Genomic DNA, 25,655 nt, shown 5'->3' on the forward strand with positions numbered 1-25,655 from the left:
CATACTTGCCCGCCCGCTGTGGTCCCCGTTACTCTCGCATCCACCATAGGTACGGCAGTGTTTTTAAGTGGTTCAGCAGGAGAGGTCGAGGTCGATGAGGACAGTGCGCCGGAAGCTGAGTCGCGTTGCGGTGCTGGTGGTCGCCTCGGCCATGACCGCGTTGTGGGTCGTGCCGAGCACGGCCGTGGCGGAGTCGGCGCCGGATGGCGGTGAACTCGCCAAGGCGTGGACCGCCGCGCACGACGGTCCGGCGAAGTATCCCGGTCCGGTGCATATCGACTTCGATGTGCCGATCACCATGACCGACGGAACGGTGTTGAAAGCCAACATCTATCGTCCGGTCGACGCGGCGGGGCGGATAGTGGCAGAACCGCTGCCCACCATCATCAACCTGACCCCGTACACGAAATTCGTGTCGCTGCTGGCGGATCTGGCCCTCAACATCCCGGTGCTGTCCGACGCGCTGATCCAGTTGGTTGACCGGTTCGACTTCGCGGGCACGCCGTTCGACTCGATCACCGATCTGACCAAGGCGCTCAGCGGCGGCGCCGCGCGCACCTTCGGCGCGGACCGGAAGCTGGTGCAGCAGGGCTACACCTACATCGTGGCCGACGTGCGCGGCACCGGGTATTCGCACGGCGCCTGGCAGTTCCTGCAGAGCAGGGAAACCCAGGACACCCTGGAAATGATCGACTGGGCGAGCAAGCAGCCGTGGTCGGACGGCAATATCGGCATGTCCGGCATCTCGTACTCGGGCATCAATCAATTCAAGGCGGCCGAACAGAATCCGCCCGCGCTCAAGGCGATTTTCCCCGTCGAGGGCAGTACCGACACGCTGACCGATGTCGCTTTCCCCGGCGGTGGATTGGGTTTGTTCGGACCGCTCTATATCGCGGCGGTCGACCTGATCTCCAATTTCCCCGACCCAGTCGGCATAGCGCTCGGCCACCTGGACCTGAAATGGCTGCTGGACCGCGTGGCCACGCCGCTGGAATTCTTCGATTACATCCTGATGGCCTTGGCGCTCAACGTGGATTCGGTACCGGAACCGCTGAAGCAGCAGCTCCTGCCGGGTAGCCCGCTGCGCTCGGCGTTCACCGACAGCCACCCGGAGCGGATTCGAGTACCAACGTTCGTCTACGGCGGTTGGCAGGACATCTTCGCCTCGTCTAGTGCTCGCTCGTTCGCTGACATTCCGTTGCCGCCGGACCGCAAAAAGCTGATCATGGGCGACACCTACCACTTCAATCCCGGTTCCGGCCTGGGTAGTCCGGGCCGACCGCCGCGGCTGGACGTGCTGCAGCAGGCCTGGTTCGACAAATGGCTCAAGGGCATCGATAACGGCATCGACGAGTACGGGCCGGTCGCGCTGTGGCAGCAGGGCGGCGGCTGGACCACCACGTCGGCCTTCCCGCGTCCCGGCATGGACTACCAGCGCATGTACCTCTCGCCCACCCCGAGCGGCACCGCGACCAGCGTCTACGACGGCTCGCTCACCGCGCGAACCCCCGACGGCGCGGCGCGATTGACGGTATCGCCGGTCACCGGGATCACCTCGCTGTGCTCCCGCGACGCCGCGGTCGAATCCGCCGGCGTCATCGGCCTGGCCAATTTCTGCGGCCGCGACGACCGCATCCACGAGCTGGGTGGCCTCACCTTCACCGCGGCGCCGGTCGATGAGCCCACCGTGCTGTCGGGCCCGATCACCGTGCACCTCAACACCATGTACGACAACATCGAGGGTTACTGGGCGGTGAGCGTGAATGATGTTGCGCCGAACGGACAGTCGACGGTGCTGGCCAGTGGACAGCTGGCCGCCTCACTGCGCGCGGTGGACGAGGCCAGGAGCGCGAAGGACGCCGATGGGGACTACACGCACACCGTCTACAAGCTGACCCTCGCCGATCGCCAGATCCTGGTGCCGGGACAGCCGACCACCCTCGACGTCGCCGTCAATCCGCTCGACGCGGTGCTGCAACCGGGACATCGGTTGCGCGTCAACGTCTTCGCCAGCAACTTCCCGCGCGGGTTCCTCGCGCCGCCGATGCTGTTCGACGGCGGAATTCTGAATGCCCTTGCACCGCAACACCTTGTCCTCGATCCCGCCGCGCCGAGTTTTGTGAACGTGCCGTTGAGCAGGCCGCTGAACTGACGGCAGCGCCGGACCGGTGTGCATCGCCGGGCAGGCGCGCCGAGGTCGCGCACGGTCGCGCCGCCGGTGCGGCGAGGTAGCCGCCGAGCCCGGACACGATGACGGTGGAGTTTGTGATACGCCATTTCGGCGGCGCTATTCGTTTGGCGTGTCGGTGCCCGATCGTGGCTCGGCGAGCGGCCGAGTACGCGACAATCAGGATATTCCGCACCTGGTTTGTGGCGTGGATCGAAAGCATCTGAAAGGAGCATCGATCATGGAACCCGAAAATCCTGACAAAGCCGCCGAGTTGGCCTATCCGGTCAATCCTGTTCGGGTCCGAGGGGATCTGGATCCCGCGCTGTCCCGATGGATGTGGCTGGTCAAGTGGCTGCTGGCCATTCCGCATTACATCGTGCTGTTCTTTTTGCACATCGCCTACTTCGTCCTCACGGTGATAGCGTTCTTCGCGATTCTGTTCACCGGCAAATACCCACGGGCGTTGTTCGACTTCAATGTCGGTGTCATGCGCTGGACTTGGCGGGTCGAGTTCTACGCGCTGGCCGTACTCGGCACCGACAAGTACCCGCCGTTCAGCCTGAAGCCGAACGCGGAGTACCCGGCCGATCTCGAGGTCGACTATCCGGAGCGGCTGCATCGTGGTCTGGTGCTGGTGAAGTGGTGGCTGCTGGCCATTCCGCACTATCTGATCCTGGCCGCGATGTCGAGCGGCGGCATGACGCTCGTCATGTACAGCGACGACGATTGGTCCGGCGTCGGCCAAATTCCGCTGATCAGCATCCTGGTGTTCATCGCGCTGATCGGGCTGCTGTTCACCGCGCGCTACCCGAGGGGCTTGTACGACTTCGTCGTCGGCATCAGCCGCTGGGCCATCCGGGTGCAGGCATATGCCACCCTGATGCGCGACGAGTACCCGCCGTTCCGGCTCGACCAGGGCGCCCGCGAGCCCGAAATCCGTTGAACCACAGCAGCACCCGAATCCGCCCGTTGGCTCAGCGGGCGGATTCGTATATCCGGCGGACCACGTCCTCGATCTCCGGTTCCTCGATGGACAGATCACGCACCTCGGCGCGGTCGGACACCGCGGCGAGCAGCTGTGCGGCGGTGGTCCTTTCCGGATCGAAGGCCAGCCGCTGTCGCATGCCACCGGCCTCGGTCTCCAGCAGCTGCGCGCACGGCAGGTCATCGATGTCCGGTGTCGGCTCGGCCAGATCGACGACGAGAACCCGCCGCGCGCCGACGGTGGTCGCCAACCCCGTCAGCGACCCGTCATAGACCAGGCGGCCGTGATCCACCACGAGCACACGGCCGCACAGCCTTTCGATGTCGCCCATATCGTGGGTGGTGAGCAGCAGGGTGGTGCCGCGGTCGGCGCGTTCGGCGCGCAGGAATTCGCGCAGGCGTTGTTTCGACAGCACGTCCAAGCCGATGGTGGGTTCGTCGAGGATCACCAGCTCGGGGGAATGCAGCAGTGCCGCAGCCACTTCCGCGCGCATGCGCTGACCGAGTGAGAGCTGACGTACCGGGGTGTCGAGGGTGTCGGCCATTTCCAGCTGCTCGATCAGTTCGTGCCTGCGCTTGCGTGCGACGTCCGGCTCCAGCCGGTGGATGGCCGCGAGGATCGAAAACGATTCGCGCAGCGGCAGATCCCACCAGAGCTGGGAGCGCTGCCCGAACACCACCCCGATCCGCGCGGCGAGTTCGCGCCGTTGCCGGACCGGTTCCAGCCCGCAGGTGCGCACGCTGCCGGAGGTCGGCACCAGGATGCCGGTGATCATCTTGATGGTGGTGGACTTGCCCGCACCGTTGGCGCCGATGTAGCCGACCGCCGTGCCGGGTTCGATCCGGAAGGACATCCGGTCCACCGCGGTCAGTGTTTCGCGGCGCCGCCGCCAGCGGCGGCCGTCCTTGCGCGACAGGGTGAATTGCCTTGTCAGATCCTCGATCTGGATGATCGCCTGCGATGAGCTGGAATTCGCCACGTTATCCGCCCCCTCCCTGATAGTGCCGAGTACCGAACCGCCAGAAACTCAGTGCCAGCAGCCACACCCAGAGTGCCGCCAGCGGGCTCAGCCAGGCCAGCCACGCGGGCAGCAGCGCCGGGCCTGGCAGCCCCAGCAACTCGATGGTCGGCAGATACGCGGTGAAGGCGACCGGGATGGCGAAGCCGAACAGCAGCCGCAGCGGTGTCGGAAAGACCGTGGCCGGTTGGACCGCGGCGAATGAGCCGCCGTAGGTGAAGCTGTTGGTGAGCTCGGCGCCGTCGATCAGATAGAACTGCAAACCGGCCGCGCACACGAAAATGCCGCCGAACAAGGCGATACCGCTGAGCATCGTGAGCAGCACCAGCGCGACGGTGGCCGGACTCCAGTCGATGTCGTTGCGCAGGAAACCCAGGGCGAGCACCACCAGCGCGACCGACGCGCGGGCGAAGCGCCGCAGCGAGATATCGCTGGTGATGAGCTGCAGCAGCAGCGGCTGCGGGCGCAGGTGATACGCGTCGAGCTGACCCATCCGAATCAGCGTCGGCAAGGTGTCGAGATGGCCGAAGAGAACCTGGGCCAGCGCGAAGGTCGACTGACCGAACCCGAACAGCAGCAGGGCGGCATTCAGGTCGAGGCCGCCGAGCACCCGGACGTTGTGGAAGATCACCCACACTTCGGCGAATTCGACGAGGCCGATCAGGAAGGCGCTGAAAACCTCGCTGGCGAAGGACAGCCGGTAAGCCCGCTGGGCGCGGATCCGGGAGCGCAGCACCGCCGCGTACGGGGTGAACCAGGTCCCGGCCCGCACGGCGCTCGGCTCAACCACCCTGCACCTCCAGCTTCCGCCGCCCCGCCGCCAGCAGGATTCGGCCCGTCGCGCCGATCGCGAGCACCCAGAACACCTGGACGGCAACCACGCTCACCGCCTCCGCGCCGGTGATCCGACCGGACAGGACATCGATCGGCGCTTGCAGGATCGAGGGGAACGGAGTCGCCATGGCGATGGTGCGCAGCCAGTCGGGAAACATGTGCACCGGCACAAAGAGTCCGGCCAGGAAGGTCCCGCTGACCTGATACAGCACCCGGATGCCGCGGGTCTCGACCACCCAGAAACCGATCAGCGCGACGGCGAACAGGCACAGGAACGAGATGGCGACGGCGAGCACCACACTCACCGTCCCGAGTAGATAGGGGCCGGGTGTGGTCGGCATGGCGAGCCCGAAGGTCAGCACGCCGACCAGCACACTGGGCACCCCGCGCGGCAGAACGGTGCTCGCGGCGCGGCCGAGATCGGCGGCGAGGTAACCGAGTTGGACGTCGACCGGACGCAGAAAGTCGATTGCGATGTCGCCGTTCTTGACCCGGTCGGCCAGGTCCAAGGGCGGACCCATGAACTGCATAGCGCCGAGCAGACCTTGCGAGAGCCACACATAGGCGCCGATGGAACCTTCGGTGTACCCGCCGAAATCGCCCGCGGCGCGCACGGCCGCGAGCATCACCGCGGCGCGCACGAAACCGAATACGCAGTTGGTGAACAGGCCGGCGAACATGGCCAGCCGATACTGCGATTGGCGGCGAAAACCCGCTCGCGCGAGCTGCCCGTACACCATGATCACCCGCAGCGGATGCGCTGCCGCGGCGACCGGTCCGTCCCCCACCGCTCTGTCGCGCACAAAGAGTCAAGCCTAATGCCGATCGGGAGGCATGCGGAAGCCCTCCGAGCAATCTTTGGAAAAGTGCTACATCTGCTACCGGTCCGGGGTGACGCGCACGACCAGCACATGACACGACGCGCATTGGTTGCCATACTCAGGCGGCACGGACTAGCGACGATCGGGCGCAGGGTGTCCAGGTCGCGCAGTAGGCTTGTCATCGAATCATGTCGCGGTAGCGAAAGACTGGGAACCCGGGAGGGGAACGGTGGACACGCTGAAGCTGGATCCGGCGGCGGTGGCCGCTTACACCGCGATCGCGGACGCGGTTTCCCAACAGCTTGCCTCGGCGGCAGCGGTCGCGTCCGGTGCGGTGAACCCGGACCAACTGGCCACCGATCTCGGGCTGGTCGGCGCCGATTTCGCGGCCCGATTCGCCGCCGCGGTTTCCGAACACGCCCAGGCGTTGTCGACCGCCGGGCAACTCGTCGGCACCTACGGCGAGATTCTGCGCGGCTACAGCACGGACATGCAGGGCGTCGATGCCGACACCGCGGGCGCCATCACCCGGACCGGGGAGACGCTGACATGAGAAGCCTTTCCGGACTACGCAGGCGGCCAGCGGCCGCCCCGGCCCGCAATGAAACTGTCGCGCCGCCAACCAGCTACCTCGACCCGACCGTGGATCCGCCGATCGTAGCCGCGCTGGTGCGCCCGCTGCTGCAGTTGCGGTCCAGCCTCGGCACCGGCGTCGGCGTCCCGAATCAGACCGCGACCAACGCGCTGTCGGCCGCGTCCACCCAGGCCGCCGATGCGGAGGGACCGCACCGCGACGGTCTGCACGCACTGGAGTCGACCTGGACTTCCCGCGGCGCCGACGCCGCGGTGCCCGCGCTGCGCACCACCCAGACCGAGATCGGCGAAATCTCCGACCGCGGACCGGCTTACCTCGGCGTGCTCGGCGACGCGCACGCCACCAGCGCCCGCGCCGCCAGGACCGTGGACCAGATCATCGCGGACTTCCGCCGCGACGCGCGTCAGATCCTCGGCAACGCGACCGCGGCGCCGGACACCGATGCCGTGATCGCGCGGGCCACCCAGGCGTTGCGCGACGCGCTGACCACGGTCACCGCCGCGCAAACCGAGATGGACGACCACAGCAGGCGATTGGACGCGATGGGACCACTCACGGTCACCCAGCCGTCCGGTGTCACCACGGCGCAGGCCGGGACAGGTCAGTTCGTCCCCGGCGGCACAAGCCAATTCGTGCCGGGCAGCACGGTCCCCGGTATCGGCGGGACGACGACCGGGCAGCCGGTGGATCCGGCGCTGGCCGCCCAACTCCAGTTGCAGCAACAGCTCATCTCGGCGGGGGTGCAGATCGGTACCGCAGCCATCAACGCGGGCGTCGACATCGGCACGAACATCATCGACAAGATCGCCGGTGTCGGCACGCATATCGTCGACAAGGTCGCCGAAGTCGGCACCCATGCCATCGACACCGTCGCGGCCTCGGCGGACAAAAACATCCAAGAGGCGATCCGCCCCGGCAGCACGGGTGCCGATCAACCGAGCGGCTCGCCCAACTCCAGCAACACGCCGAAGCTGTTCGACTTCGGCGCCGGAGCCAGGCCGTCCGTCCCGTCGCAACCGTCCGGTCCCGGCACGGTGATCCCGCCCGCGCAGAACGGGTCCGCGCCCACGGCGAAAGAGGACGCACCGAAACCCGAATCCAGGCCCGCGCCCGCGCAGACGCCGCCGCCACCGGCGCCGTCGGACGCGCCGTCGCGTTCTGCCCACCCGGACCAGCCGAGCCATCCCGGACCGACCGGTGGCGTGGCGATGCCACCGCCGCCGCGTGCGGACGATGAGGAACACAAGCCTCGGGACGGACAGCTCGGTGTCACCGTTCCGACCGCGACGGTCGCCGTGACCCCTGTTCTCGGCGACTACGACGATGACACCCTCTGAGCCGAACTCTCCGAGTCGGCAAGAGGGGCAGGGCAATCCGTTCGACACGGGTCTGCCCATGCTGCGCACACCCACCGGCAAGGCACGGAAGCGGCGGCGTCCGTCGGTCCGCCGCGGCCCGGCGCGGCGCCGAGATCCGGAGGTCGCCGTGCCCGAGTCGCCAACCCCGGATCGGCCGCGACGGCTGACCGGGGACTGGGAACAATGGCTCGATCCGCCCCGCGCGGCCGATCCGCTGCCGGAGCCGCCGGTGCAACCGGAACGGCGCCGGACCCGCGCCGACGACTTCGAGCCCGAAGGTTACGACGAGAACGCCGCCCCGCCGCCCGCGATCATCAATCGGTCTGGCATCCACCCCGGCACGCCACTGCGCCATCCCACCCGCCGTCGCGAGCAGCAGCCGCGCGGCAACAAGGTGCTCGCGGTACTGATCGTGCTCGGTGTCGGGATCGCGGTCGTCTCGATCCTGCTCGCCGCCGTGAACGGGTTCGGCGAACGCACGCCGTCCGTGGCGGCCACCGCCACCGCCACCGCGCCTGCCCGCAGTTCCGCCGAAATCGCCTCGGCGACAACAACACCGCCCGCCCAACCTGCGGCGATCGCGACCCAGGGCTGTGAACAGAAGCGCACCGCCGACATTGTCTCCGGCACCGATCCCGGCGGCACCGCCACCGGTCCCGACGCCATCCTCGCCTTCGAATACGCCTACTACGTGGAACGTTCCGGCTATCGGGCCCGCGCGGTCGTCGCCGACAACGCCATCGTGTCGCCTGCCGAGCAGATCCAACGCGGCATCAACCAGATCCCCGTCGGCACCCGCTACTGCGTGCTGATCACCCGAGCCCGCGACGGCAACGATGGCCTCGCGCACTGGGAAGTCAAACTCACCCAGCAATACCCCGGCGAGCAACCCAGGACTTTCACCCAGCTCATCACGACCCGCACCGTCGCCTCCCGCACCCTCATCACCGCCATCGCCTCCGCCTGACTCCCGACATACCGGCGCTGGTGTCGGTACCCGTTCGTGTGACATCAGCCCCGGTCTGCTTCAGCGCAGGTAGAGCGGGTATTGCGGGCTAATGGCCACCACCTTGAAGCGGGCTGTGAGCACACCGCTGCTGTATTTTTTCATCTTGGGCGATGTCCTCGGGGCGGGAGTGTATGTGCTGGTCGGCTCGGTCGCCAAGGAGTCCGGTGGCGCGGTATGGCTGCCGCTGACGCTCGCGCTCGGCCTCGCCACCCTGACCGCGGGTTCCTACGCAGAGCTGGCCACCAAGTATCCGCGCGCCGGTGGCTCGTCCCATTACGCCACCGCGGCGTTCGGTCCGGCGGCCGGTTCGCTCGTCGGGTTCTGCATGCTCGCCGCCGGTGTCGTGTCGGTGGGCGCGCTGGCCAGGGCCTTCGCCGGGGACTATCTACAGGAGTTGGTTTCGCTGCCGACCCTCGCGGTCGTTGTGGTGTTCTTGGTCGCGTTGGCGTTGCTCAATATTCGCGGCATCAAGGAGTCGCTCGGTGCCAACGCGGTAGCCACCCTGATCGAACTCAGCGGACTCGTTCTGATCATCGGCCTCGGCGCGTGGCTGATCGTTCGCGGTGATGCCGACCTGGACCGGCTGACCGAGGTGGGTACCGCCGAGCATGGTGTCATCGGCGCGACTTTGGCCGGTACGGTGCTCGCCTTCTACTCCTTCGCCGGGTTCGAGACCTCGGTGAACCTCGCCGAGGAGGTCAAGGATCCGCGTCGGTCCTACCCGCGGGCGTTGTTCGGGGCGCTGCTCACCGCCGGTGTCGTGTACGTGCTGATCGGAGTCGTCGCCAGTGCGGCCGTGCCCACCGACGAGCTGGCGCGGTCCAGTGGGCCGCTGCTGGAGGTGGTGCGGCTGGCCGGTGGTGTGCCGGAGGGGCTGTTCAGCGTGGTCGCGTTGGTCGCGGTGGCGAACGGCGCCCTGCTCACCGGCATAATGTCGTCCCGGCTGGCCTACGGCATGGCCAACGACGGGCTGCTGCCGCCGGTGCTCGCCCGCGTGCTGGCCGGTCGCCGGACCCCGTGGGTGGCCATCCTCGCGACCGCGGCGGTCTCGCTGATCTTGGCGTTGACGGGGGAGGTCGCCTCGCTGGCCGAGACGATGGTGTTGTTGCTGCTGGTCGTCTTCTCCTCGGTCAACGCCGCCGTGCTCGTCCTGCGCCGCGACGAGGGCGAGCCGGACCACTTCCGGATGCCGACCGTCGTGCCCTGGCTGGGTCTGGCGTCCTGCCTGTTCCTGTTCACCCAGATCGGCGGCGATATCTGGCTACGCGGCCTGATCCTGGTCGGCCTGGGGGTCCTCCTCGCGGTCGTGAATGTGATCCGCGCACGCCGCACCGCTCGGGAAACCGTTCCTTCCAACGCCGGGTGAGCATCGATTCGGCCGTCCCCCATAGTGTGGGCACGAAAAGTCTTGGCTGGGAGCGTCCTTCGGGCGTCGATACCGTTCCGCTTGGAGAGAAGAGGAACAGACATGCGTATCGACAAACAAACGGTGGCCGAAATCGCGGTGGCGGTCGCCTTCATCCTGTCCGCGGTGCTGTCTTCGCCACCGGCACACGCCGAGCCCGTGACCGGCCCGGGTTCGGGCAATGCGCAGTTGCAATCGATACCGGAGTACAGGCTTACCGTGGGTTTATGACTTTGATCGGTAATCCCGCTGATTGGGTGCCTGACTCGTGCACCCTGCCCACTGTCGAACAACCACTGCGGAACGCGGAGTTCGACAGATTCTTCGCCGGGTCGGTATTGCAAACGCGGCGTCCGCTGCGGACCCAACTGGAACTGGTCATCGCGCCGGACGCCGAACCGGCAGGCCGGGACCTGGCGGCCCGCGAAGTGGAATGCTGTTCGTTCTTCGGCTTCACCTTCACCTCGGTCGACGATGCGGTGATCATGCGGATCACCGTCCCCGAAGGCCAGGTGGATGTCCTGGATGCGCTCGCTGCCCGGGTGGAGGCCAAACGCCATGATTGACAAAGCATTACGTACTGGACAGGTGGCCGCGGCGGCGGGGGTGAACGTGCAGACCCTGCGCTACTACGAGCGCCGGGGATTACTCCACGATCCTGTTCGATCGCTGGGCGGCCACCGGCTGTATCCACCGGAAACGGTGACAATGCTGCGCGTCATCAAAGCCGCCCAGCGACTCGGTTTCACGCTCGACGAAGTCGCCGACCTGCTCGAGATCACCCGATTCCGCGGCCGTCGCACCCATGCCGGATTGCAGACTCGTGCGACCGCGAAGCTGGCCGAGGTCGACGAGAAACTGGCCGAACTGACGGCGATACGAAAGACGCTGACCGAGGCGCTGGCGGCGGGCTGCGACGACTTACTCGTCTGCGCTGAAAGCCCGCACTGCCCAATGCCTTTCACGCCGCCTGCACTCGACAGGTAGGCACCTCGGATCCGGCATATTCCGCAACCGCAAAGAAGTACAAGACCGCGCGGTATCCGGCATACTGCTGATCGGACGCAGTAACGGTTCGCCGGGGTGCTGGCCCCGCCATCGGTCGCTGCTCCGGGCGACGGAAGGCGGACCCATGGCGCACGAAGAGCAACTCGACGCGACCGGTCCGATCGAACGCCGCACCATCGAAGTGATCCCCGACGCCGAACGGCACGGCACGCCGCGCAGCCAGTTCACCCTCTGGTTCGGGGCGAACATGCAGATCACCGCGATTGTGGACGGCGCGCTCGCGGTGGTGTTCGGCGCCGACGCGCTGTGGGCGATCATCGGCCTGCTCATCGGCAACATCCTCGGCGGCATCGTCATGGCCCTGCATTCGGCGCAGGGCCCTCGGCTCGGGCTACCCCAAATGATCTCCAGCCGAGCGCAATTCGGTGTCCTCGGGGCGGTGCTGCCGCTGCTGCTCGTCATCGTGATGTATCTCGGGTTCGCCGCGACCGGCACGGTGCTCGCCGGTCAGGCGGTGAACAAGATTTTGCACATCGACAACGCGACCGTCGGCATTCTCGTGTTCGGTGCGCTCACCGCTGTTATCGCGGTGACCGGCTATCGGCTGATCCATCGAATCGGCCGGATCGCCACCGTGGTCGGCATCATCGGTTTCACCTATCTCGGCGTCCGGCTCTTCACCGAATACGACGTCAGCGCCTATATCGGGGTCAAGCCGTTCGACATGGCGACCTTCGTGCTCGCGATCTCGCTCAGTGCGGGTTGGCAGCTGACTTTCGGGCCCTATGTCGCCGACTACTCGCGCTATCTGCCTCGCTCGACCAGCGACCGGACCACCTTCTGGGCGACCTTCGCGGGCAGCGTGCTCGGCTCGCAATGGTCGATGACGTTCGGCGCGTTGGTGGCAGCGGTGGCCGGTAAAGCCTTCCTCGGCAATCAAGTCGGTTTCATCGGCGATCTCGCGGGCCCTTCGGTGCTCGCGCTACTGATCTACCTGGTGATCGTGGTCGGCAAGCTGACGGTGAACTGTCTCAACGCCTATGGCGGGTTCATGTCGATTCTGACCTCGGTCACGGCCTTCAACGGACAGTCGCGCACCACACCATTCGCACGGGCCGCCTACATCATCGGGTTCACCGCGGTGTCGATGCTCATCGCGATCGGGGCGAGCGCCGATTTCCTCGGCAACTTCAAGAATTTCGTGCTCACCCTGCTCATGGTGTTCACGCCATGGAGCGCGATCAATTTGATCGACTACTACCTGATCTCCCGCGAGCGCATCGATATTCCGGCACTGTACGACCCGAATGGCCGGTACGGCCGCTGGAATCCCACCGCGCTGGTTTGCTACACGCTGGGCGTCCTGGCCCAGATCCCGTTCCTGGCGCAGCAGCTCTACACCGGGCCGATCACCGAGAAGCTAGGTGGCGCAGACGTTTCCTGGATCGTCGGCATCGCCTTCACCGCCGCGATCTACTATCCCCTCGCGCGCCGCACCAGCAATCCACCGGATCGGATGATCTATCCCGCAGGCACCGTGGCGACCATCGCCCGCGTGTAGGGGCGAGCGCTGCTCACCTTCGGCTAGCGGGAGCTACCGTCCTTGCACCAGTGCGTATTTCAGCTCAACCGAAGATCGGACAGTCCGAGCAGTTCGGTTACCTGCTCGGCGGGCATGGGGTAGTGGAAGTGCCAGCCCTGGGCGGTATCACAGCCGAGATCGCGGAGTTGGTCGGCCTGATGGCGGGTTTCGACGCATTCGGCGGTGACGGTGAAGCCGAGTGCGTGGGTGAGGTCGATGATCGTCTCCAGCAGTAGCAAATCGGTGGGGCTCGCGGTGTCCGGGGTGCGGATGCGCTGGATGAACGGGCCCGCGAGCTTGACCACGTGTAACGGCAGCTGACCGAGGTAGGCGAGGTTCGAGTACCCGGTGCCGAAGTCGTCGATGGCGATGCGCACGCCCGCGTCGGCCAGGGTGTGCAGGGCGCGCAGTGGCCGGCCGGTGGTTTGCATGAACGCCCGCTCGGTCAGCTCCAGTTGCAGCAGGCTCGCGTCGATGCCGGTCTCGGTGATGATCTGCTGCACGTAGTCCAGCCAGGCCGGATCGGCCACTTCGGCGGCGGAGACGTTGACGCTGACCGTCGGCGTGTGCGGGTAGCGGTCGTGCCACTCCCGGCTGGCACGGCAGGCCGTCTCCAAAACCACGGCGCCGAGCGCGCCGATGTAACCGTTGTCCTCGGCGAGCTCGACGAACCGGGCCGGGCTGAGGATGCCGAGCTCCGGATGCCGCCAGCGCACCAGCGCTTCGACGGCCACCGTCTGCCCGTCCGCGAGCGAGACGATCGGCTGGTAGTCGAGGAAGAATTCGCCGTGCCGTAGGGCGGACGGCATGGCCGCGGAAAGTTCGGCGCTGGTGTGCTCACGGCGGCCACGGTCGGCGTCGAAGATCGCGTATCGACTGCGACCAGCGGCCTTGGCCCAGTACATGCTGGTGTCGGCCGCTTGCACGAATTCGCCGGTGGAGAGACGGTCGGCGCGCGCCTCCATCACGCCGATGCTGGCGGTGACGGTCAGATGGTGCACGTGCACGTAGAAGGGTTGGGCCAACGCGTGCAGCACCGTCTCGGCCACGCCCGCCATTTCCTCGACACCGCTGGAATGGGGGACCAGCACGACGAATTCGTCGCCGCCCATCCGCGCGACGAGTTGGTCGGGCCGGGTGACGCACGCGTTGAGCCGGGCGGCGACCTGCGCGAGCAGTTCGTCGCCGACCGCGTGGCCGAAGGTGTCGTTGACGGTCTTGAAATGGTCCAGATCGATGTAGCAGAGACCGACCCTGGTGCAGTCGGCGAAGGCTGCGGTGAGTGCGTCGAAGAAGCGGGAACGGTTCGGTAGACCGGTCAGTTGGTCGTGGTTCGCGCGGTAGTGCAACCGTTCGCGCAGTGCGCGCCGCTCGGAGACGTCCTCCACCAGCACCAGGGTGTACTGCGGCTTGCCATGCTCGTCGCGGATGAGCGAGACATTGATGTTGGTCCACACCGTGCCGCCGTCGCGGTGCCGGTAGGCCTTCTCCAGTTGCACGTTGTCGTACTTGCCCGCGAGCACGCCCGCGTACTTCTGCCACATAGCGGGACTGTCGTCGGGATGCGTCAGATCGGTGACCGACAGCTGACACATCTCCTCCGGCCGGTAGCCCAGCATGGCGGCGAAGGCGTTGTTGACCTCGATGATCCGTCCGGTCATATCGGAAAGTCCGGTGCCGATTCCGGCCTGGGAGAACACCGCCCGCAGCCGTGCCTCGCTGGCGCGCAGCTGCTGTTCGACCACCCGCCGGGCGGCGATATCGGCGGCCCGAACGCTTTCCTGCTCGGCAAGCAACCAGGCGCGGAAGGCGCGCAGATAACCGGTGGCAAAGGCGGCCAGCAACTGATCGGCTCGATCGGCCGGGACCTCGCACGCACCGACGAGGTACGCGTTGAGCACGGCGAGACTCCGGCCGAGCACCTCGTCGCCGACAAAATGCGATCGGGCCAGCTCAGCGCCGAGTTCCGCGACCCGATCGGCGGAGTCGTCGGTGCAGGCGGCGGCGACGAATTCGCGGGCCAATTCGGTCAGCAAATTGCGGGTTTCGGCGGAGCTCATGGGCACGACGTGATTTCGCGGCCCGCCACCGAGTGCCGCCGCCCATTGCCCGGCCAGTTCCGCGTGCGGTCCGCCAGGATCAGAACCGCTCCCGGCATCCCACGCCATAAGGCTGATCGTAGTCCGGATTGCGGACGTCCGCCCAACTGCGGGCACTCGCGAACCCGGCTACGATGGCGGTGCTTTCGCCGCTGGCGTGCGATGTTTCGAGAAGGGTTGGCGATCGATGACCAGACCGAGTTGGGCTCCCGAAGGTATCGATCTGGATCGCCCGAGCGCCTCCCGCGTCTACGACTACTTCGTCGGCGGCATGCACAACTTCGAAATCGACCGGACGCTGGCGCGGCAGATCGAGGCATTCACGCCGAACGTCGCGGAGACCATGCGCGCCAATCGGGATTTGCTGCGCCGATGCGTGCGCTTCCTCGTCGATGCCGGCATCCACCAGTTCCTCGACATCGGCTCCGGCATCCCGACCGTGGGCAACGTGCATGAGGTGGCGCAAGCCGTAAACCCTTCGGCCCGGGTGGTTTACGTCGATATCGATCCCGTCGCGGTCGCGCACAGCCGCGCCATCCTCGACGGCAATCCCGCTGCCGCCGTCATTCAAGCCGACATCGCGCACCCCGAAACCATCCTGGCCGACCCGCAGGTGGCGGCGCTGCTCGACTTCGACAGGCCGGTCGCGGTCCTGCTGCTCGGCGTGTTGCATTTCGTGGCCGACGACGCCGACCCCGTGGGTTGCGTCGCCCGTCTGCGCGACACCGTCGCCCCCGGCAGCTACCTCGCGATCACGCACGCCACCGCCGACGGGCAACCGGCCGAAGTCCTCGAAGCACAAAAGCTTTCCGGCCGCACCTCCACCGAAATCGTGCTGCGCGCCAAGCCCGCGATCGCCGAGTTCTTCCAAGGCTGGACCATGCTCGACCCCGGCCTGGTCCACCTGCCCCTCTGGCGCCCGGACAACCCCGCCGACATCGGCGACCACCCCGAACGTTCCGGCGCCTACGGCGGAATCGCCCGCAAGGACTGAAACGAATCGAGTTCCGGGTGCGCAGCCATCGTGAGCCGAGTCCGAGCGCTCCGGCCGGGATCGCCGCTGCGGGAACTGATCCTAGGACGGATTTGTGAGCGTCTTTCGATCGAGGCCGTAGTGCAGACGATGGCGAAGGTGATCTATCCACGCAGTGACGGTCGAGTGGAACCTCGACGCCTTGCCGGTGCTGCGTCGCCGCGCCCTCGCGCGGGCGACCCCGGTCGCGGCACTACTCCCGGATCGACCACGCCGGTTGGTCTTCGGGTGGGTTATCGCCCGCGCCTTCAAGTCCTCGATGATCTCGTTGTCGAACTGGTCTGGCGTCCATTGAGCCGTGAGTGAACTTACTGCTTCACGTAATTTCGCGGGGTCTTTCGTCAACTGGACCAGCGCGCGATGGAAAGTCTCCATGTCGTCCGCCATCTCTTGGACGTTCCCCAACTTGGTTCCTGCGGGCACCGGAGGAACCGGGGCGTAGTCGCTGGGGATGTAGATCGCACCGGCCGCGGTCCACGGGTCGCGCTTGCTCATTGCCGTACTCCTTGCTGCCCCGCCTGGGTCGTCTTCTGTATTCGGCGCGGCAAGCTGGTTGGATGGTCGTTCGGTGGGGTGGCGTCGAGGTCCGTCCAGGCAGCGATGTGATGCACATCACTTCGACTACTTCCTACCATGCTACTGACCGGTAACAAGCCTACCCCGCCTGGTTGGTTTTTCGATGGTTGGTAAAGGGCCCTGATCGCCATGGTGATCAGGCCGTTTTGCTGAAGCTGTAGTGAATCCATCGCATCACGAACGTGCCGACCGAAGCAGTTGCCAGTACGACGGTGATGGCAAATGAGGCAAACCACCAGCCGGGGAAATACTGATGCCCGGTTGCCTGGATGGCAAAAAAGAATATATTCGTGCCTGCCATAATGGCTGTACCGAAGGTCAGCAGCATGCCGGCCACTGAGACGAACAGGCTGCGCCCGATCGCATCGATGAAGAACACCGCCATTGCCGCCAGGGTCGCAGGCAGTGCAATGATCGCTACGGCCACGTCGGTATGTATATTCGGGTTGTTCGAGGACAGGATTCTTATCAATACGTAGGTGACGAGTAGTAGTGATACCGAGGCGATCATCGCAAACAATTCGGTGCCGGATGGACGTTCGCGGACACGGATACGGACACAGAACTCGATCGGGTGCGGTGTATTTTTCGCGACCTTTTCGGGGGTGGTTTCCTGGCTCATGACTCACCTGTCGGGATGTCTTCTATTTCAGTGATCGTGTGCCCGCTGCCATCGCGAAACAGGCGGCCGAGGTGGCGACCGTATACATGCGCGCTCGTGTTGGAATTAACCGCCGGCCGCAGGTATGGACTATTGACGGAGATCGGGTGATACGGATTGACGAGGACTGGTTTGCGCTGCCTTTCGGTCAACTCCGCATCGCCCTCCTTCTCTATCTGGAAATGTGCCTGTTGGATATAGGACCCAGTTTCTTGGACGCTGATGTCCATGTGATAGCTCTTACTGTGTCGGGCACCGGCCATGGACAATCTCAGGAATCCGTTGGGTATCTTGGACAACTTCTGGAATCTGCGGGTGAAAGCCGTTCCTTCGTCATTTCGTGGATTGCAGAAGAGGTGCGCGGTCGGCTGGCTGTATGCATAGGTGAAGTTCATGTACTCGGCCGGTAGGCACTGCACGATGATCACATAGTGCGTTATGCCGATCTTGGCGATTCGTGCTAGTTTGCTTCGCTGGCTCCGGTGCACCTCGGAGTGTTTTCCTAATTGTGAACCATTGAGTATGTGTTCGATCTTTTCGACATATTGGGCTGTGGCGATTGCCTTATACAGCCGCTTGACCGCCGCAGCATCGGGGTGCCCTGGCTCCAACGCGAAGCGACTTCCAGCCTTTGCGAAGCGGCTGCCAGCGTTGGTGAGTCCTGCGGCAGACGTGGCTATCCAGCCGACGATCTGGACAAATTCACGTTGCCGGTCGTGATCCCAGTCCTTGTAGGTCTCCTTCAAATCGAATACCGTTGAATAGAGGTGCATCAGAACCGCCACATAGGCGGCCATGGAACCGCCGCCATAGGAAAGTGCCACCACATTGTCGTCGGTCTGGGACCGGATCGACATGCGCTCGTACATCCGTCCTTTCTCCTGTTGGGCAAGCGGAATGAGAATCTTCTGCTCAGCTTCGCTCGGCAGGTGGTGTCGGGCGACAAACATGTACAGTTGCACACTTCGCTTGGTGACGCGCCGACCGACCTCGACACATTCGCTCGACCGGTGTACGTACGTTTTCGGCTCGGCCAGCATATCCGCGAGCAGCGCAAGAACGGCGGTCCCATAGTGAACACTGAATGTCGACGCTTCGGCTATCAGCACGTCCAGCAATTTTCGATTTTGCTCATTTTCGATGATTCTGTCTTCCGAGGTGTCAGTCTCCTGCGTGTCGCCATATCTCGACGAAGGAAATGTTTCGATCAGCTTGTCCGGTGGGTCGGTGAGCTTGACCCGCAAGCTGAACCACGCGCCACCGATGACTACCAAGGTCAAAATTATGCTAAATCTCGCATGTGGGTTATCCCAGAAAAACCAGTGATGACCAGGTGAGAACACGAGCAGAAACATAAGGGGCAGTCCGGCGATCGTGAGGCTGTTGCTGATCGCACGTGCGTGATCTCTGGGGTGCGCGACAATGTGTCCGGCTTTCCAGCGCAACCAACGCAGGCGTATACGCCAGCTGACAGAGTTCTGCACGGCTCCCTGAAACGCTTCCATTTCAGACTCTGGATTTATCATTTGACGTCCCCGTCGGCTGGCTGTACGCCGTGGTCTGGGATGGATCTTCCGAAGACACGGCTATTCGATCTTTCCAATTGATGCGATAGCAACGAACAAGCAGCAGTCATATGGGCCGCGCCCGATGCTGAGGTATCGCCTATTCTCCCCGGGTGTTACTCGAATGTCTCGCGGCACGGCACATCAAGCTCGGCCGAACTGGCTATACACGGTACGGTTTCGGTTTCGGCCGAACGTTTGAACGACATCTGCCGGAAATTTTCCGGTCGCTGTGACTGTTTGTTGCCTGTCCTGTCAACGGCGGACTGGCTGTCACTCAGGCGATCGCGGTGCGCAGGGCGAACCAGCCGGTGCCGGGGTCGGCGAAGCCGTGGTAGGTGAGGCGGATTCGTTGGTCGACGCCGAAGTGGCGGTAGACGGCGAGCATGGCGCGGCGCATCGCCTCCGCTTGGAAGTCTTCGGTGCGGCGGAAGCCGATGGGGCGTTCGGGGAGCAGGGCCAGGCGGGTCATTTCGGCGGGGTCGTCGATATCGAGGCCGACCGGTGCGGTGTCGGTGATGTGGCGGTCGTGCAGGATGGCGCGGACCTGGTCGGGCTCGGGGAGACCGGAAAGGAACGCTCGGAATTCGGTGCGCACCAGCGGTCCTGGCTGGGTGGAGTCGTTTTGCACCAGATCGACCAACTCAACGTCGGGGGTAGGTGCGCCGCTGTGCTCGGCGAGTGGCGCCTGTTCGATGAGGTGCAGGATGCTGCCGCCGGGAATCAGTGGCTCGGGGGCGAGGAACAGGGTGACGGTGGGGCAGAGGCAACCCTGGCCGAGCAGACAGATCTTCGAGTGCGATGGATCGGGCATGCCGCCTCCTCCATAAACGGGCCGAATGCTCGGCCCTGGGTGGATCAGGACTTCGCTTCCTGCCGATCGCTGAGTTGCCGTGGCGCTCCTACGGTCGACCGTGCCGCAATTACCCAGTGTAGGAGCCACGCCGTGCCTGCGTACAGGCCTCGCGACCCCGGAATCGGCAGGCCGTCAGCGCACGGGGAAGTCGAAATAGGTCTTCGGGAAGGGCTCGTCCTTCAGGGTGAAGTGCCACCATTCTTCGGCCAGGTTGGTGAAACCGTGTTCTTCCATCAGTTCGGCCAGCAGGGTGCGGACCGCTCGCTGGGCGCCGCCGACGGCCGGGTTGGCGGTGTGCGAGGCGGTGTCGAAGCAGTCGTAGCCGGTACCGAAGTCGAGGATGTTGTCGCGGAACCGTAGGTCGGCGGGGAGGAAGCATTCGCGCAGCTGATCGCCGTCGCGATACGGCTCGGGTTCGGCCGCGGGCAGCGCGACGATGGCGAGATCCACTGTGCTGCCGCGACTATGCCCCGACTTTTCGGCAATATAGCCGTCGCGGAAGAGATTCGCCTTGTCGACCGTGGGATAGAACTCTTTCTTCATCTTCTGATCGCCGAGATCCTTTGCCCAGGAGACGAAGTGGTCGACGGCGCGCTGGGGCCGGTAGCAGTCGTAGGTCTTGAGCGTGAGGTTCATCGGCCGCAACTGCTGCTGCACCCGGGCAAGCGCGGCCGCCGCCTGCTTGGTCAGCAGGCATTTGGGCGCCTCGTAACCGGCGACCCGGGTGCCGAGGAAGTTGTGCTCGCCGAAGTAGCGAGCTTCGACAACGATCGTCGGATCGACATCGGTGACGGAAACGAACGCCGTCTCATCGGCAACGGGTGCACTAGTCGTGGCTGCGTCTGTCGCGGGCGCATCGGCCCGGCGATCCCCGCATGCCGCGATGGTCAGCACCACCGCACCGGCCAGCGCCGGTGCGCCGAGACGCCGTGACCATGGAACCGAACTCATGGCTCTCCTCACGATCCAGTTCGGCCGCAACCACTTTCGCCGCCATCTGATCCGGACGAACATGAGCATGGCACAACCGGGCGAACTGGTCACGCCTCGCGAGCTGAGTGTGTGGCACTGCCGAGCGTTGCGTTCATCGTGGCGACCGAGATGTCGATGAATTGCGCGAACAGGGTCTCCTTGGGTGTGTCGAGGGCGCCGTCGACCCACGCCAGCATGGATTCCAGCAGTCCACCGACGATGGTGAATGCCGCGAGTTCGACGGAACCGTCGGTGGGGGCATTGTCGGCGCCCCCCTTGACCGCGGCGGCGAGGACGGCCGCTCCGGAGTGCAGCGTTTCCACGCGGCGTCGCATCAGCGCCTCGCTGCCCCACGCTTCGACCAGCGCCACGCGCATCGAGCGGGGGTCGTCCAGGGTGCGCGCGAAGGCGGCCACGAACGCGGCGATCGTCTTGCGGACGTCGCCGTCGGTCGGCAGATCGGTGAAGGCGCGTTCCAGGAATTGCTCCATGACGTGGTCGAACACGGCGACCTGTAGTTCGTCGATATTGGCGAAGCTTTCATAGAAATAACGCTGGCTGAGGCCAGCCTTCTGGAACACCGCGCGCACGGTCATCGCATGCGCGCCCTCGGTGCCGAGTAGATCGAACCCGGCTTCGATGAGCGCCGCTCGGCGCGCGGCCTTGCGCTCGTGGGCGAGCTGTCCCGCGTACGGCCGTTCGATGGTCACAGCGTTCATCTTGACAAACCCTCCCACGGGTCTGATTCTGGATATCAGTGTATCCAGAGAGTATGCACGTACCCAGATAAGGGGCGATCATGACCGCGTCAACGTCGACGGCAACAACCCACCCAGCTCTGCGGCCCGCGCAGGAGGTGCCCGAGGAGGTCGCTCTGCGCGTGACCGGGCAGCTTCCGCAGGAGTTGCGCGGCACGCTCTATCGCAACGGACCCGGCCGATGGGAGGGTGGCGGCTTCGTCGCCCGGCATGCGTTCGACGGTGACGGACTGGTGTCGAAGTTCGTGATCGACGGGGGAGCGGTGCGGTTCCAGAGCCGGTATGTCCGGACACCGAAGTTCCTGGCCGAAGAAGCCGGGCGCGGCGGCGGGGTTCGCGGCATGGGTAATCAGCGCCCGGGTGGTGTGCTCGGCAACGTGGGACGCTATCCGGCGGACAGTGCCAACACGCACGCGATCGTGCAGGCGGATCGGCTGCTCGCGTTGTCGGATGTGGGCCGGCCATGGGAGATCGATCTCGATGATCTGACCACCCGCGGCAGCTGCGATTTCGACGGCAAACTGCCGATGCTGTCCCGTTTTTCGCCGCACCCACGGCTCGATCCGGTGACCGGAGAGTTGTTCAACTTCGGAGTCGATCTGGCGCCGCGCCTCGCGGCGGGGCTGCCGATCGGCCTGCGGTGTTACCGGGTGGACCGGGCGGGGCGCCTGCACATCGAGGCGACGGTTCCCTTGGCGCACGCCCACATTCAGCACGACTTCGCCATTACCGAGCGCTATTTCGTCTTTGTCCTTGCGCCCATCGTTCTCGATCCGATCAAGGCCATGCTCGGCCTCAGCACGGCGGAGGGGGCGACCACCTACCGCCCGGATATCGGCACCAAGATCGTGCTGGTGCCCCGGCACGGCGGCAAACGGCGCGAAATCGACTGCCCGCCACTGATGTACGTGCACATCAACAACGCCTTCGAAGACCGCGGCGACGTCGTGGTGGATCTGGTGCGCTACGACGACTATCGCGAGTTCTTCGATCCCGCACGCGATTTCCGTACCCCGTCCATCGTCGGCGGATACGCGTCGCGACTGCGCGTGAGCCGTGCGGACAAGGTGACCATCGCTGACTTCAGCGACCAGCGAACCGAAATGCCACAACATGATCAGCGCCGCACCTCTAGCCCGTACCGCTACGGTTACCACGCGACGCTCGATTCGCGCCCGGACTCGTCGAACCGAATCAGCAAGATAGACACGGAGACCGGTCGACACTGGGAGCACGTGTTCGAACCGGGCGACGCCGTCGGCGAACCGATCTTCGTGCCCCGCTCGGCCACGGCGGCCGAGGACGACGGATGGCTGCTGACAGCGGTCTATCTCGCCGCCGAAAACCGCTCCGCGCTAGTCGTTCTCGACGCCCGTGACCCCTCGCGCGCGCCCATCGCCGTCGCCGCGACGGACCATCACTTCTTCCCCGGCTTCCACGGCAGCTTCACCGACCGCGTCGCCGTACCACGGTATTGACCGATAGCCCCCGTGCGGCAGATCGTGGGTATGGGCGGGTCGCCGCACACTTCGGCGCACGCGGAGCTGAAGCGACGGAAATGATGGCGATCCGAGTCCGCGGCCGCCGCATGTACCGGCGGTACCGCCCAATTCCTGGGTCGGGTTCCGAAGGAGGAACGTTTCGGCGGATACTGAGCGGGTGACGCTGGGCGACGAGATCTCACCGGAGGCGGTGACGGCGATAGAAGAGACCATCGGCATCGACGCGTGCGCCGAGCCTGGATGGTTTCGCTTCTGGTTCGCCGACCAGCGCTGGGAATGGTCCGACGAGCTCGCCGCGATGTACGGCTACGCGCCGGGCACGGTGGAGCCGACGACCGACCTGTTGTTGTCCCACAAACACCCCGACGACCGGGAACATGTCGCCAGCTGCATCGCCGCGGCCGCGGAAACCGGCCAGCCGTTCTGCGGTCGGCACCGGATCATCGACACCGAGGGGGAGGTACGGGAGGTGGTCGTCGTCGGCGACCTCCTGGTCGATGCGGACGGCGCCGTCACCGGGACCGCGGGCTACTACGTCGACGTGAGCGAACGGCTCGAGGAACAGCGGCAGGAGGTGCTCGAGGAGATCCTGCCCGAGATGATCGAGTCGCGGGCGCTGATCGAGCAGGCCAAGGGCGCGTTGATCCTCGCCTACGGGGTGAACGCGGAGCAGGCGTTCCGGGTGCTGCGCTGGCGTTCCCAGGAGACCAATACGAAGCTACGCGATCTCGCCGCGCAGTTCGTGCACGAGCTCAGGACGATCAGCAAGGAGACCGCGGGGTTCCGCACCCGCTTCGATCATCTGTTGCTGACCGTGCACGAACGCGTCGACGCTTCCTGACCTCACCGGCCGGTGGGCAGCCCACCGGTAGCCAGCGCGAGTAGCAGCGGCAATGACACCAGCGTCAGACAGGTGACGGCGTTGGTCCATTTGTAGGCGACCACGATCGCGATGAACTCGCGCAGGATCGCGCTCGGCAGATAATAGAAGGCAGTGCGGGCGCCGGTGACCTCCGCGTCCAGCTTCAGCCTGCGAGCCAGAATCGCCGTGCGCAGGACGTGGAAGTTGCTGGTCACCAGCACCATTCGCGTGGTCATCCCGCGGTCGCCGAGCAGGCGTTTGATGAACAGCAGGTTCTCCCGTGTCGTGGTCGACCGTTCCTCCCGCGCCACGCTCTCCTCTGGTACGCCTCGGGCGATGAGATAGTCCGCCATCGCGGCGGCCTCCGATACCGCTTCATCGGAGCCTTTGCCGCCGCTGGTGATGATCACCGGTCTACGGCCTTCCGCGACCTCCGCCCAATAGATCCGGATCGCTCGATCCAACCGGCTCGCCAGCAACGGCGGCACCCGCGCGCCGACCAGCCCGGAGCCATGCACGACGATCGCATCCATCCCGGGCCGGTACGGCAGCCACCCGTAGAGCAGCGAGTACAGCACGAAGCTGGTGAACACGAACCCGAAGTAGCTCACCGCCATGATCAGCGACGCCAGCAGAACCGACCGGAGGCTGCCGGTCGCGATGGCCACACCGAGCAGCACATAGGGCACCAGCAGGACGATCCCAGGGCCGATCGAGAGCAGGTTCGCGATTCGGACTCCTTCCCGCCGCACCATCTGCCTGCCGTTGGCGATCAACAGGCCGGCCAGCACGAGCACCACCAGCGGGGAGAGCACCACCAGCAGTCCGAGCAGCACGCGGGTCAGATCCGCCTGATCGCCGGAGCCGATCGCTCCCACCGCGGTGATCGCCGCGCCTAGCAAAAGATAGATTCCGTTGCTCAGCCGCCGGCGATCCAAGTGGAACCGCAGTGCGAAGACACCCAACAGAACCAGGCCGACAGTGAGCAGGATCACCCGCGCACCGTAGCGGGCAGGCGGTGTCCGATCGCATCGGGGCCTGCCTTGTCGTACCGCTCGCAGACGGATTGTCCGATACGTCCCAACGGGTTTCGTCCGGTTCGGAACCGGTGGCGGGGAATCGGCGCTGGTCAGTGCTCCGGGGTCGGCCCTTTGTGCGGGTCGGTGGTGTGGGTGTGCGCCATGTGCAGTAGATAGTCGACCTTCGCGCGTAACTCCGGCGGAGCGAGGTCGAGCGAGGGAAGTTCGGCGATCAATTGCGCGGCCAGCGCGCGGAGCTTGGTGTTGGTCGCCTGCGAGCGGCGGCGCAGCATGCTGAACGCCTGCTCGGCATCGACGCCGTAGACCAGCATCAACGCGCCCTTGGCCTGCTCGATCACTGCCCGTGCCGCGAGTAGTTCGGGGGAGGCACGCCCGAGGGACGGCTGGCCTCGTTCCTCGAATGCATCGCTCATACCGGCGGACTACCCAGCGAACCGGTTGTTATGGGGTGCTCGGCCCCTTCATTATTCGGAGCCGGTAGGCGGCGGCTACGACTCGACGCGTTCCAGGAGCCAGCCGGGGCCGACGGTGGTCGCCCCGAGCGCCTCGACGCGGCCACGGAGTCCACGGTCCGCGGTCACCACGATCATCGCGCGCTCGTTGTCGTCGTCGACGGCCGCCGCTACGACGCCGACGATCGCGTCGTCTCCGGAACCGTCCGCCAAAACCACGCGGACGCCGTCGATTTCCGGATCCGACGTTGCGTCGACCGCGGCCTTCGCCGCGCCCTCGAGCACAACAACCACCTCAGCCGGTGGTTCGAGACGTTCCGACAGCGTCGTCACCTGGTGGAGCAGCCGTCGAGCGGCACCGGCGCGATCGCGCCACCAGCCGTTCGGCCGTGAGCCGACGACATTCGCGGCATCCACCACGATCAGCCGAACCTGGTTACCCGTCACGCTGCCAGTCTCCTCCCCACGTCAGTTGATAAGGCTGTTGGCTGATT

The 25,655-nt window shown here is 65.5% G+C and carries 26 protein-coding genes; 13 read left to right on the forward strand and 13 right to left on the reverse strand.

What is annotated here, in order from left to right; genetic code table 11:
* Window positions 1–94 precede the first annotated feature (94 nt).
* Window positions 95–2,152 carry a CocE/NonD family hydrolase gene (locus tag KV110_RS08770; RefSeq protein ID WP_218474990.1) on the forward strand — a complete coding sequence of 686 codons (2,058 nt, stop codon included), beginning with the start codon at window positions 95–97 and terminating at the stop codon, window positions 2,150–2,152.
* Window positions 2,153–2,408: 256 nt separating this feature from the next.
* Window positions 2,409–3,113, forward strand: coding sequence for a DUF4389 domain-containing protein (locus KV110_RS08775; protein ID WP_218474992.1), 705 nt, complete (start codon window positions 2,409–2,411; stop codon window positions 3,111–3,113).
* 31 nt (window positions 3,114–3,144) lie between these two features.
* Here KV110_RS08775 and KV110_RS08780 read toward each other — a convergent pair whose 3' ends face one another.
* From KV110_RS08780 to KV110_RS08790, 3 genes are read right to left on the reverse strand one after another with little or no spacing between them, the layout of a single operon-like run.
* Window positions 3,145–4,134 carry an ABC transporter ATP-binding protein gene (locus tag KV110_RS08780; RefSeq protein ID WP_218474994.1) on the reverse strand — a complete coding sequence of 330 codons (990 nt, stop codon included), beginning with the start codon at window positions 4,132–4,134 and terminating at the stop codon, window positions 3,145–3,147.
* Window position 4,135: 1 nt separating this feature from the next.
* Complete coding sequence (locus KV110_RS08785; RefSeq protein WP_218474996.1) at window positions 4,136–4,963, reverse strand: ABC transporter permease; 828 nt, start codon at window positions 4,961–4,963, stop codon at window positions 4,136–4,138.
* A complete protein-coding gene (locus tag KV110_RS08790) occupies window positions 4,956–5,810 on the reverse strand; it encodes an ABC transporter permease (protein WP_246634417.1) in 855 nt (284 codons plus the stop codon). Before KV110_RS08790 ends, KV110_RS08785 begins: the two co-directional genes overlap by 8 nt.
* A gap of 247 nt (window positions 5,811–6,057) precedes the next feature.
* Here KV110_RS08790 and KV110_RS08795 point away from each other — a divergent pair, with 247 nt between their 5' ends.
* The 8 genes from KV110_RS08795 (at window position 6,058) to KV110_RS08830 (ending at window position 12,764) form a co-directional block, all read left to right on the forward strand.
* Window positions 6,058–6,381 carry a hypothetical protein gene (locus KV110_RS08795; protein ID WP_218474997.1) on the forward strand — a complete coding sequence of 108 codons (324 nt, stop codon included), beginning with the start codon at window positions 6,058–6,060 and terminating at the stop codon, window positions 6,379–6,381.
* A complete protein-coding gene (locus KV110_RS08800; RefSeq protein ID WP_218474999.1) occupies window positions 6,378–7,760 on the forward strand; it encodes a hypothetical protein in 1,383 nt (460 codons plus the stop codon). Before KV110_RS08795 ends, KV110_RS08800 begins: the two co-directional genes overlap by 4 nt.
* Complete coding sequence (locus tag KV110_RS08805; protein WP_218475001.1) at window positions 7,747–8,748, forward strand: DUF8176 domain-containing protein; 1,002 nt, start codon at window positions 7,747–7,749, stop codon at window positions 8,746–8,748. Before KV110_RS08800 ends, KV110_RS08805 begins: the two co-directional genes overlap by 14 nt.
* Before the next feature lie 115 nt (window positions 8,749–8,863).
* Window positions 8,864–10,156, forward strand: coding sequence for an APC family permease (locus KV110_RS08810; protein WP_343224172.1), 1,293 nt, complete (start codon window positions 8,864–8,866; stop codon window positions 10,154–10,156).
* Window positions 10,157–10,258: 102 nt separating this feature from the next.
* Entirely contained in the window at window positions 10,259–10,426 is a 168-nt protein-coding gene (locus KV110_RS08815; protein WP_218475004.1) for a hypothetical protein, read from the forward strand.
* Window positions 10,423–10,761, forward strand: coding sequence for a hypothetical protein (locus KV110_RS08820; protein WP_218475005.1), 339 nt, complete (start codon window positions 10,423–10,425; stop codon window positions 10,759–10,761). The genes KV110_RS08815 and KV110_RS08820 overlap by 4 nt, the downstream gene beginning before the upstream one ends.
* Window positions 10,754–11,182 (forward strand): MerR family transcriptional regulator, encoded by a 429-nt coding sequence (locus KV110_RS08825; RefSeq protein ID WP_218475007.1) that lies wholly within the window; start codon window positions 10,754–10,756, stop codon window positions 11,180–11,182. Before KV110_RS08820 ends, KV110_RS08825 begins: the two co-directional genes overlap by 8 nt.
* A 145-nt stretch (window positions 11,183–11,327) precedes the next feature.
* The gene (locus tag KV110_RS08830; protein ID WP_218475008.1) at window positions 11,328–12,764 is read left to right on the forward strand and encodes a purine-cytosine permease family protein; all 1,437 of its coding nucleotides are present in this window, start codon (window positions 11,328–11,330) and stop codon (window positions 12,762–12,764) included.
* Window positions 12,765–12,823: 59 nt separating this feature from the next.
* On the opposite strand, the gene KV110_RS08835 is transcribed toward KV110_RS08830, so the two are convergent.
* On the reverse strand, window positions 12,824–14,953 hold the full coding sequence (locus tag KV110_RS08835; protein ID WP_218475010.1) for a putative bifunctional diguanylate cyclase/phosphodiesterase: 2,130 nt from the start codon (window positions 14,951–14,953) through the stop codon (window positions 12,824–12,826).
* Window positions 14,954–15,071: 118 nt separating this feature from the next.
* Here KV110_RS08835 and KV110_RS08840 point away from each other — a divergent pair, with 118 nt between their 5' ends.
* Window positions 15,072–15,878 (forward strand): SAM-dependent methyltransferase, encoded by an 807-nt coding sequence (locus KV110_RS08840; RefSeq protein WP_218475011.1) that lies wholly within the window; start codon window positions 15,072–15,074, stop codon window positions 15,876–15,878.
* A gap of 81 nt (window positions 15,879–15,959) precedes the next feature.
* On the opposite strand, the gene KV110_RS08845 is transcribed toward KV110_RS08840, so the two are convergent.
* From KV110_RS08845 to KV110_RS08870, 6 genes are all read right to left on the reverse strand, one after another.
* Entirely contained in the window at window positions 15,960–16,412 is a 453-nt protein-coding gene (locus KV110_RS08845) for a hypothetical protein (RefSeq protein WP_218475013.1), read from the reverse strand.
* 217 nt (window positions 16,413–16,629) lie between these two features.
* Window positions 16,630–17,115 (reverse strand): hypothetical protein, encoded by a 486-nt coding sequence (locus tag KV110_RS08850; protein WP_218475015.1) that lies wholly within the window; start codon window positions 17,113–17,115, stop codon window positions 16,630–16,632.
* The gene (locus KV110_RS08855; protein ID WP_218475017.1) at window positions 17,112–18,659 is read right to left on the reverse strand and encodes a hypothetical protein; all 1,548 of its coding nucleotides are present in this window, start codon (window positions 18,657–18,659) and stop codon (window positions 17,112–17,114) included. Before KV110_RS08855 ends, KV110_RS08850 begins: the two co-directional genes overlap by 4 nt.
* Window positions 18,660–18,996: 337 nt before the next feature.
* Window positions 18,997–19,533: a hypothetical protein gene (locus KV110_RS08860; RefSeq protein WP_218475018.1), complete on the reverse strand. Its 537-nt coding sequence runs from the start codon at window positions 19,531–19,533 to the stop codon at window positions 18,997–18,999.
* Window positions 19,534–19,707: 174 nt separating this feature from the next.
* A complete protein-coding gene (locus KV110_RS08865) occupies window positions 19,708–20,526 on the reverse strand; it encodes a M15 family metallopeptidase (protein ID WP_218475020.1) in 819 nt (272 codons plus the stop codon).
* An 89-nt stretch (window positions 20,527–20,615) separates the two neighbouring features.
* Window positions 20,616–21,266, reverse strand: coding sequence for a TetR/AcrR family transcriptional regulator (locus KV110_RS08870; protein WP_218475022.1), 651 nt, complete (start codon window positions 21,264–21,266; stop codon window positions 20,616–20,618).
* Between the two features lie 80 nt (window positions 21,267–21,346).
* Here KV110_RS08870 and KV110_RS08875 point away from each other — a divergent pair, with 80 nt between their 5' ends.
* Together KV110_RS08875 and KV110_RS08880 are read left to right on the forward strand one after the other, a co-directional pair.
* Window positions 21,347–22,783 carry a carotenoid oxygenase family protein gene (locus KV110_RS08875; RefSeq protein ID WP_218475024.1) on the forward strand — a complete coding sequence of 479 codons (1,437 nt, stop codon included), beginning with the start codon at window positions 21,347–21,349 and terminating at the stop codon, window positions 22,781–22,783.
* A gap of 181 nt (window positions 22,784–22,964) precedes the next feature.
* Entirely contained in the window at window positions 22,965–23,648 is a 684-nt protein-coding gene (locus tag KV110_RS08880; protein WP_218475026.1) for a PAS and ANTAR domain-containing protein, read from the forward strand.
* A 2-nt stretch (window positions 23,649–23,650) separates the two neighbouring features.
* Here the strand turns inward: KV110_RS08880 and KV110_RS08885 are convergent, their stop codons facing one another.
* From KV110_RS08885 to KV110_RS08895, 3 genes are all read right to left on the reverse strand, one after another.
* Window positions 23,651–24,664 (reverse strand): YdcF family protein, encoded by a 1,014-nt coding sequence (locus tag KV110_RS08885; protein ID WP_218475027.1) that lies wholly within the window; start codon window positions 24,662–24,664, stop codon window positions 23,651–23,653.
* A gap of 134 nt (window positions 24,665–24,798) precedes the next feature.
* Window positions 24,799–25,122 (reverse strand): ANTAR domain-containing protein, encoded by a 324-nt coding sequence (locus KV110_RS08890; protein WP_218475029.1) that lies wholly within the window; start codon window positions 25,120–25,122, stop codon window positions 24,799–24,801.
* Window positions 25,123–25,197: 75 nt separating this feature from the next.
* Complete coding sequence (locus KV110_RS08895) at window positions 25,198–25,608, reverse strand: hypothetical protein (protein ID WP_218475031.1); 411 nt, start codon at window positions 25,606–25,608, stop codon at window positions 25,198–25,200.
* Between the last annotated feature and the right edge of the window lie 47 nt (window positions 25,609–25,655).

It is taken from the genome of Nocardia iowensis (genome assembly GCF_019222765.1).
GTDB lineage: Bacteria > Actinomycetota > Actinomycetes > Mycobacteriales > Mycobacteriaceae > Nocardia > Nocardia iowensis.

Excerpts from the sequence above, each read along its gene's own strand:
- KV110_RS08770 (WP_218474990.1), top strand. The coding sequence starts at position 95 with ATGAGGACAGTGCGCCGGAAGCTGAGTCGCGTTGCGGTGCTGGTGGTC.
- KV110_RS08775 (WP_218474992.1), top strand. The coding sequence starts at position 2,409 with ATGGAACCCGAAAATCCTGACAAAGCCGCCGAGTTGGCCTATCCGGTC.
- KV110_RS08800 (WP_218474999.1), top strand. The coding sequence starts at position 6,378 with ATGAGAAGCCTTTCCGGACTACGCAGGCGGCCAGCGGCCGCCCCGGCC.
- KV110_RS08805 (WP_218475001.1), top strand. The coding sequence starts at position 7,747 with ATGACACCCTCTGAGCCGAACTCTCCGAGTCGGCAAGAGGGGCAGGGC.
- KV110_RS08815 (WP_218475004.1), top strand. The coding sequence starts at position 10,259 with ATGCGTATCGACAAACAAACGGTGGCCGAAATCGCGGTGGCGGTCGCC.
- KV110_RS08820 (WP_218475005.1), top strand. The coding sequence starts at position 10,423 with ATGACTTTGATCGGTAATCCCGCTGATTGGGTGCCTGACTCGTGCACC.
- KV110_RS08825 (WP_218475007.1), top strand. The coding sequence starts at position 10,754 with ATGATTGACAAAGCATTACGTACTGGACAGGTGGCCGCGGCGGCGGGG.
- KV110_RS08830 (WP_218475008.1), top strand. The coding sequence starts at position 11,328 with ATGGCGCACGAAGAGCAACTCGACGCGACCGGTCCGATCGAACGCCGC.
- KV110_RS08835 (WP_218475010.1), bottom strand. The coding sequence starts at position 14,953 with ATGGCGTGGGATGCCGGGAGCGGTTCTGATCCTGGCGGACCGCACGCG.
- KV110_RS08840 (WP_218475011.1), top strand. The coding sequence starts at position 15,072 with ATGACCAGACCGAGTTGGGCTCCCGAAGGTATCGATCTGGATCGCCCG.
- KV110_RS08845 (WP_218475013.1), bottom strand. The coding sequence starts at position 16,412 with ATGAGCAAGCGCGACCCGTGGACCGCGGCCGGTGCGATCTACATCCCC.
- KV110_RS08850 (WP_218475015.1), bottom strand. The coding sequence starts at position 17,115 with ATGAGCCAGGAAACCACCCCCGAAAAGGTCGCGAAAAATACACCGCAC.
- KV110_RS08855 (WP_218475017.1), bottom strand. The coding sequence starts at position 18,659 with ATGGAAGCGTTTCAGGGAGCCGTGCAGAACTCTGTCAGCTGGCGTATA.
- KV110_RS08860 (WP_218475018.1), bottom strand. The coding sequence starts at position 19,533 with ATGCCCGATCCATCGCACTCGAAGATCTGTCTGCTCGGCCAGGGTTGC.
- KV110_RS08865 (WP_218475020.1), bottom strand. The coding sequence starts at position 20,526 with ATGAGTTCGGTTCCATGGTCACGGCGTCTCGGCGCACCGGCGCTGGCC.
- KV110_RS08870 (WP_218475022.1), bottom strand. The coding sequence starts at position 21,266 with ATGAACGCTGTGACCATCGAACGGCCGTACGCGGGACAGCTCGCCCAC.
- KV110_RS08875 (WP_218475024.1), top strand. The coding sequence starts at position 21,347 with ATGACCGCGTCAACGTCGACGGCAACAACCCACCCAGCTCTGCGGCCC.
- KV110_RS08890 (WP_218475029.1), bottom strand. The coding sequence starts at position 25,122 with ATGAGCGATGCATTCGAGGAACGAGGCCAGCCGTCCCTCGGGCGTGCC.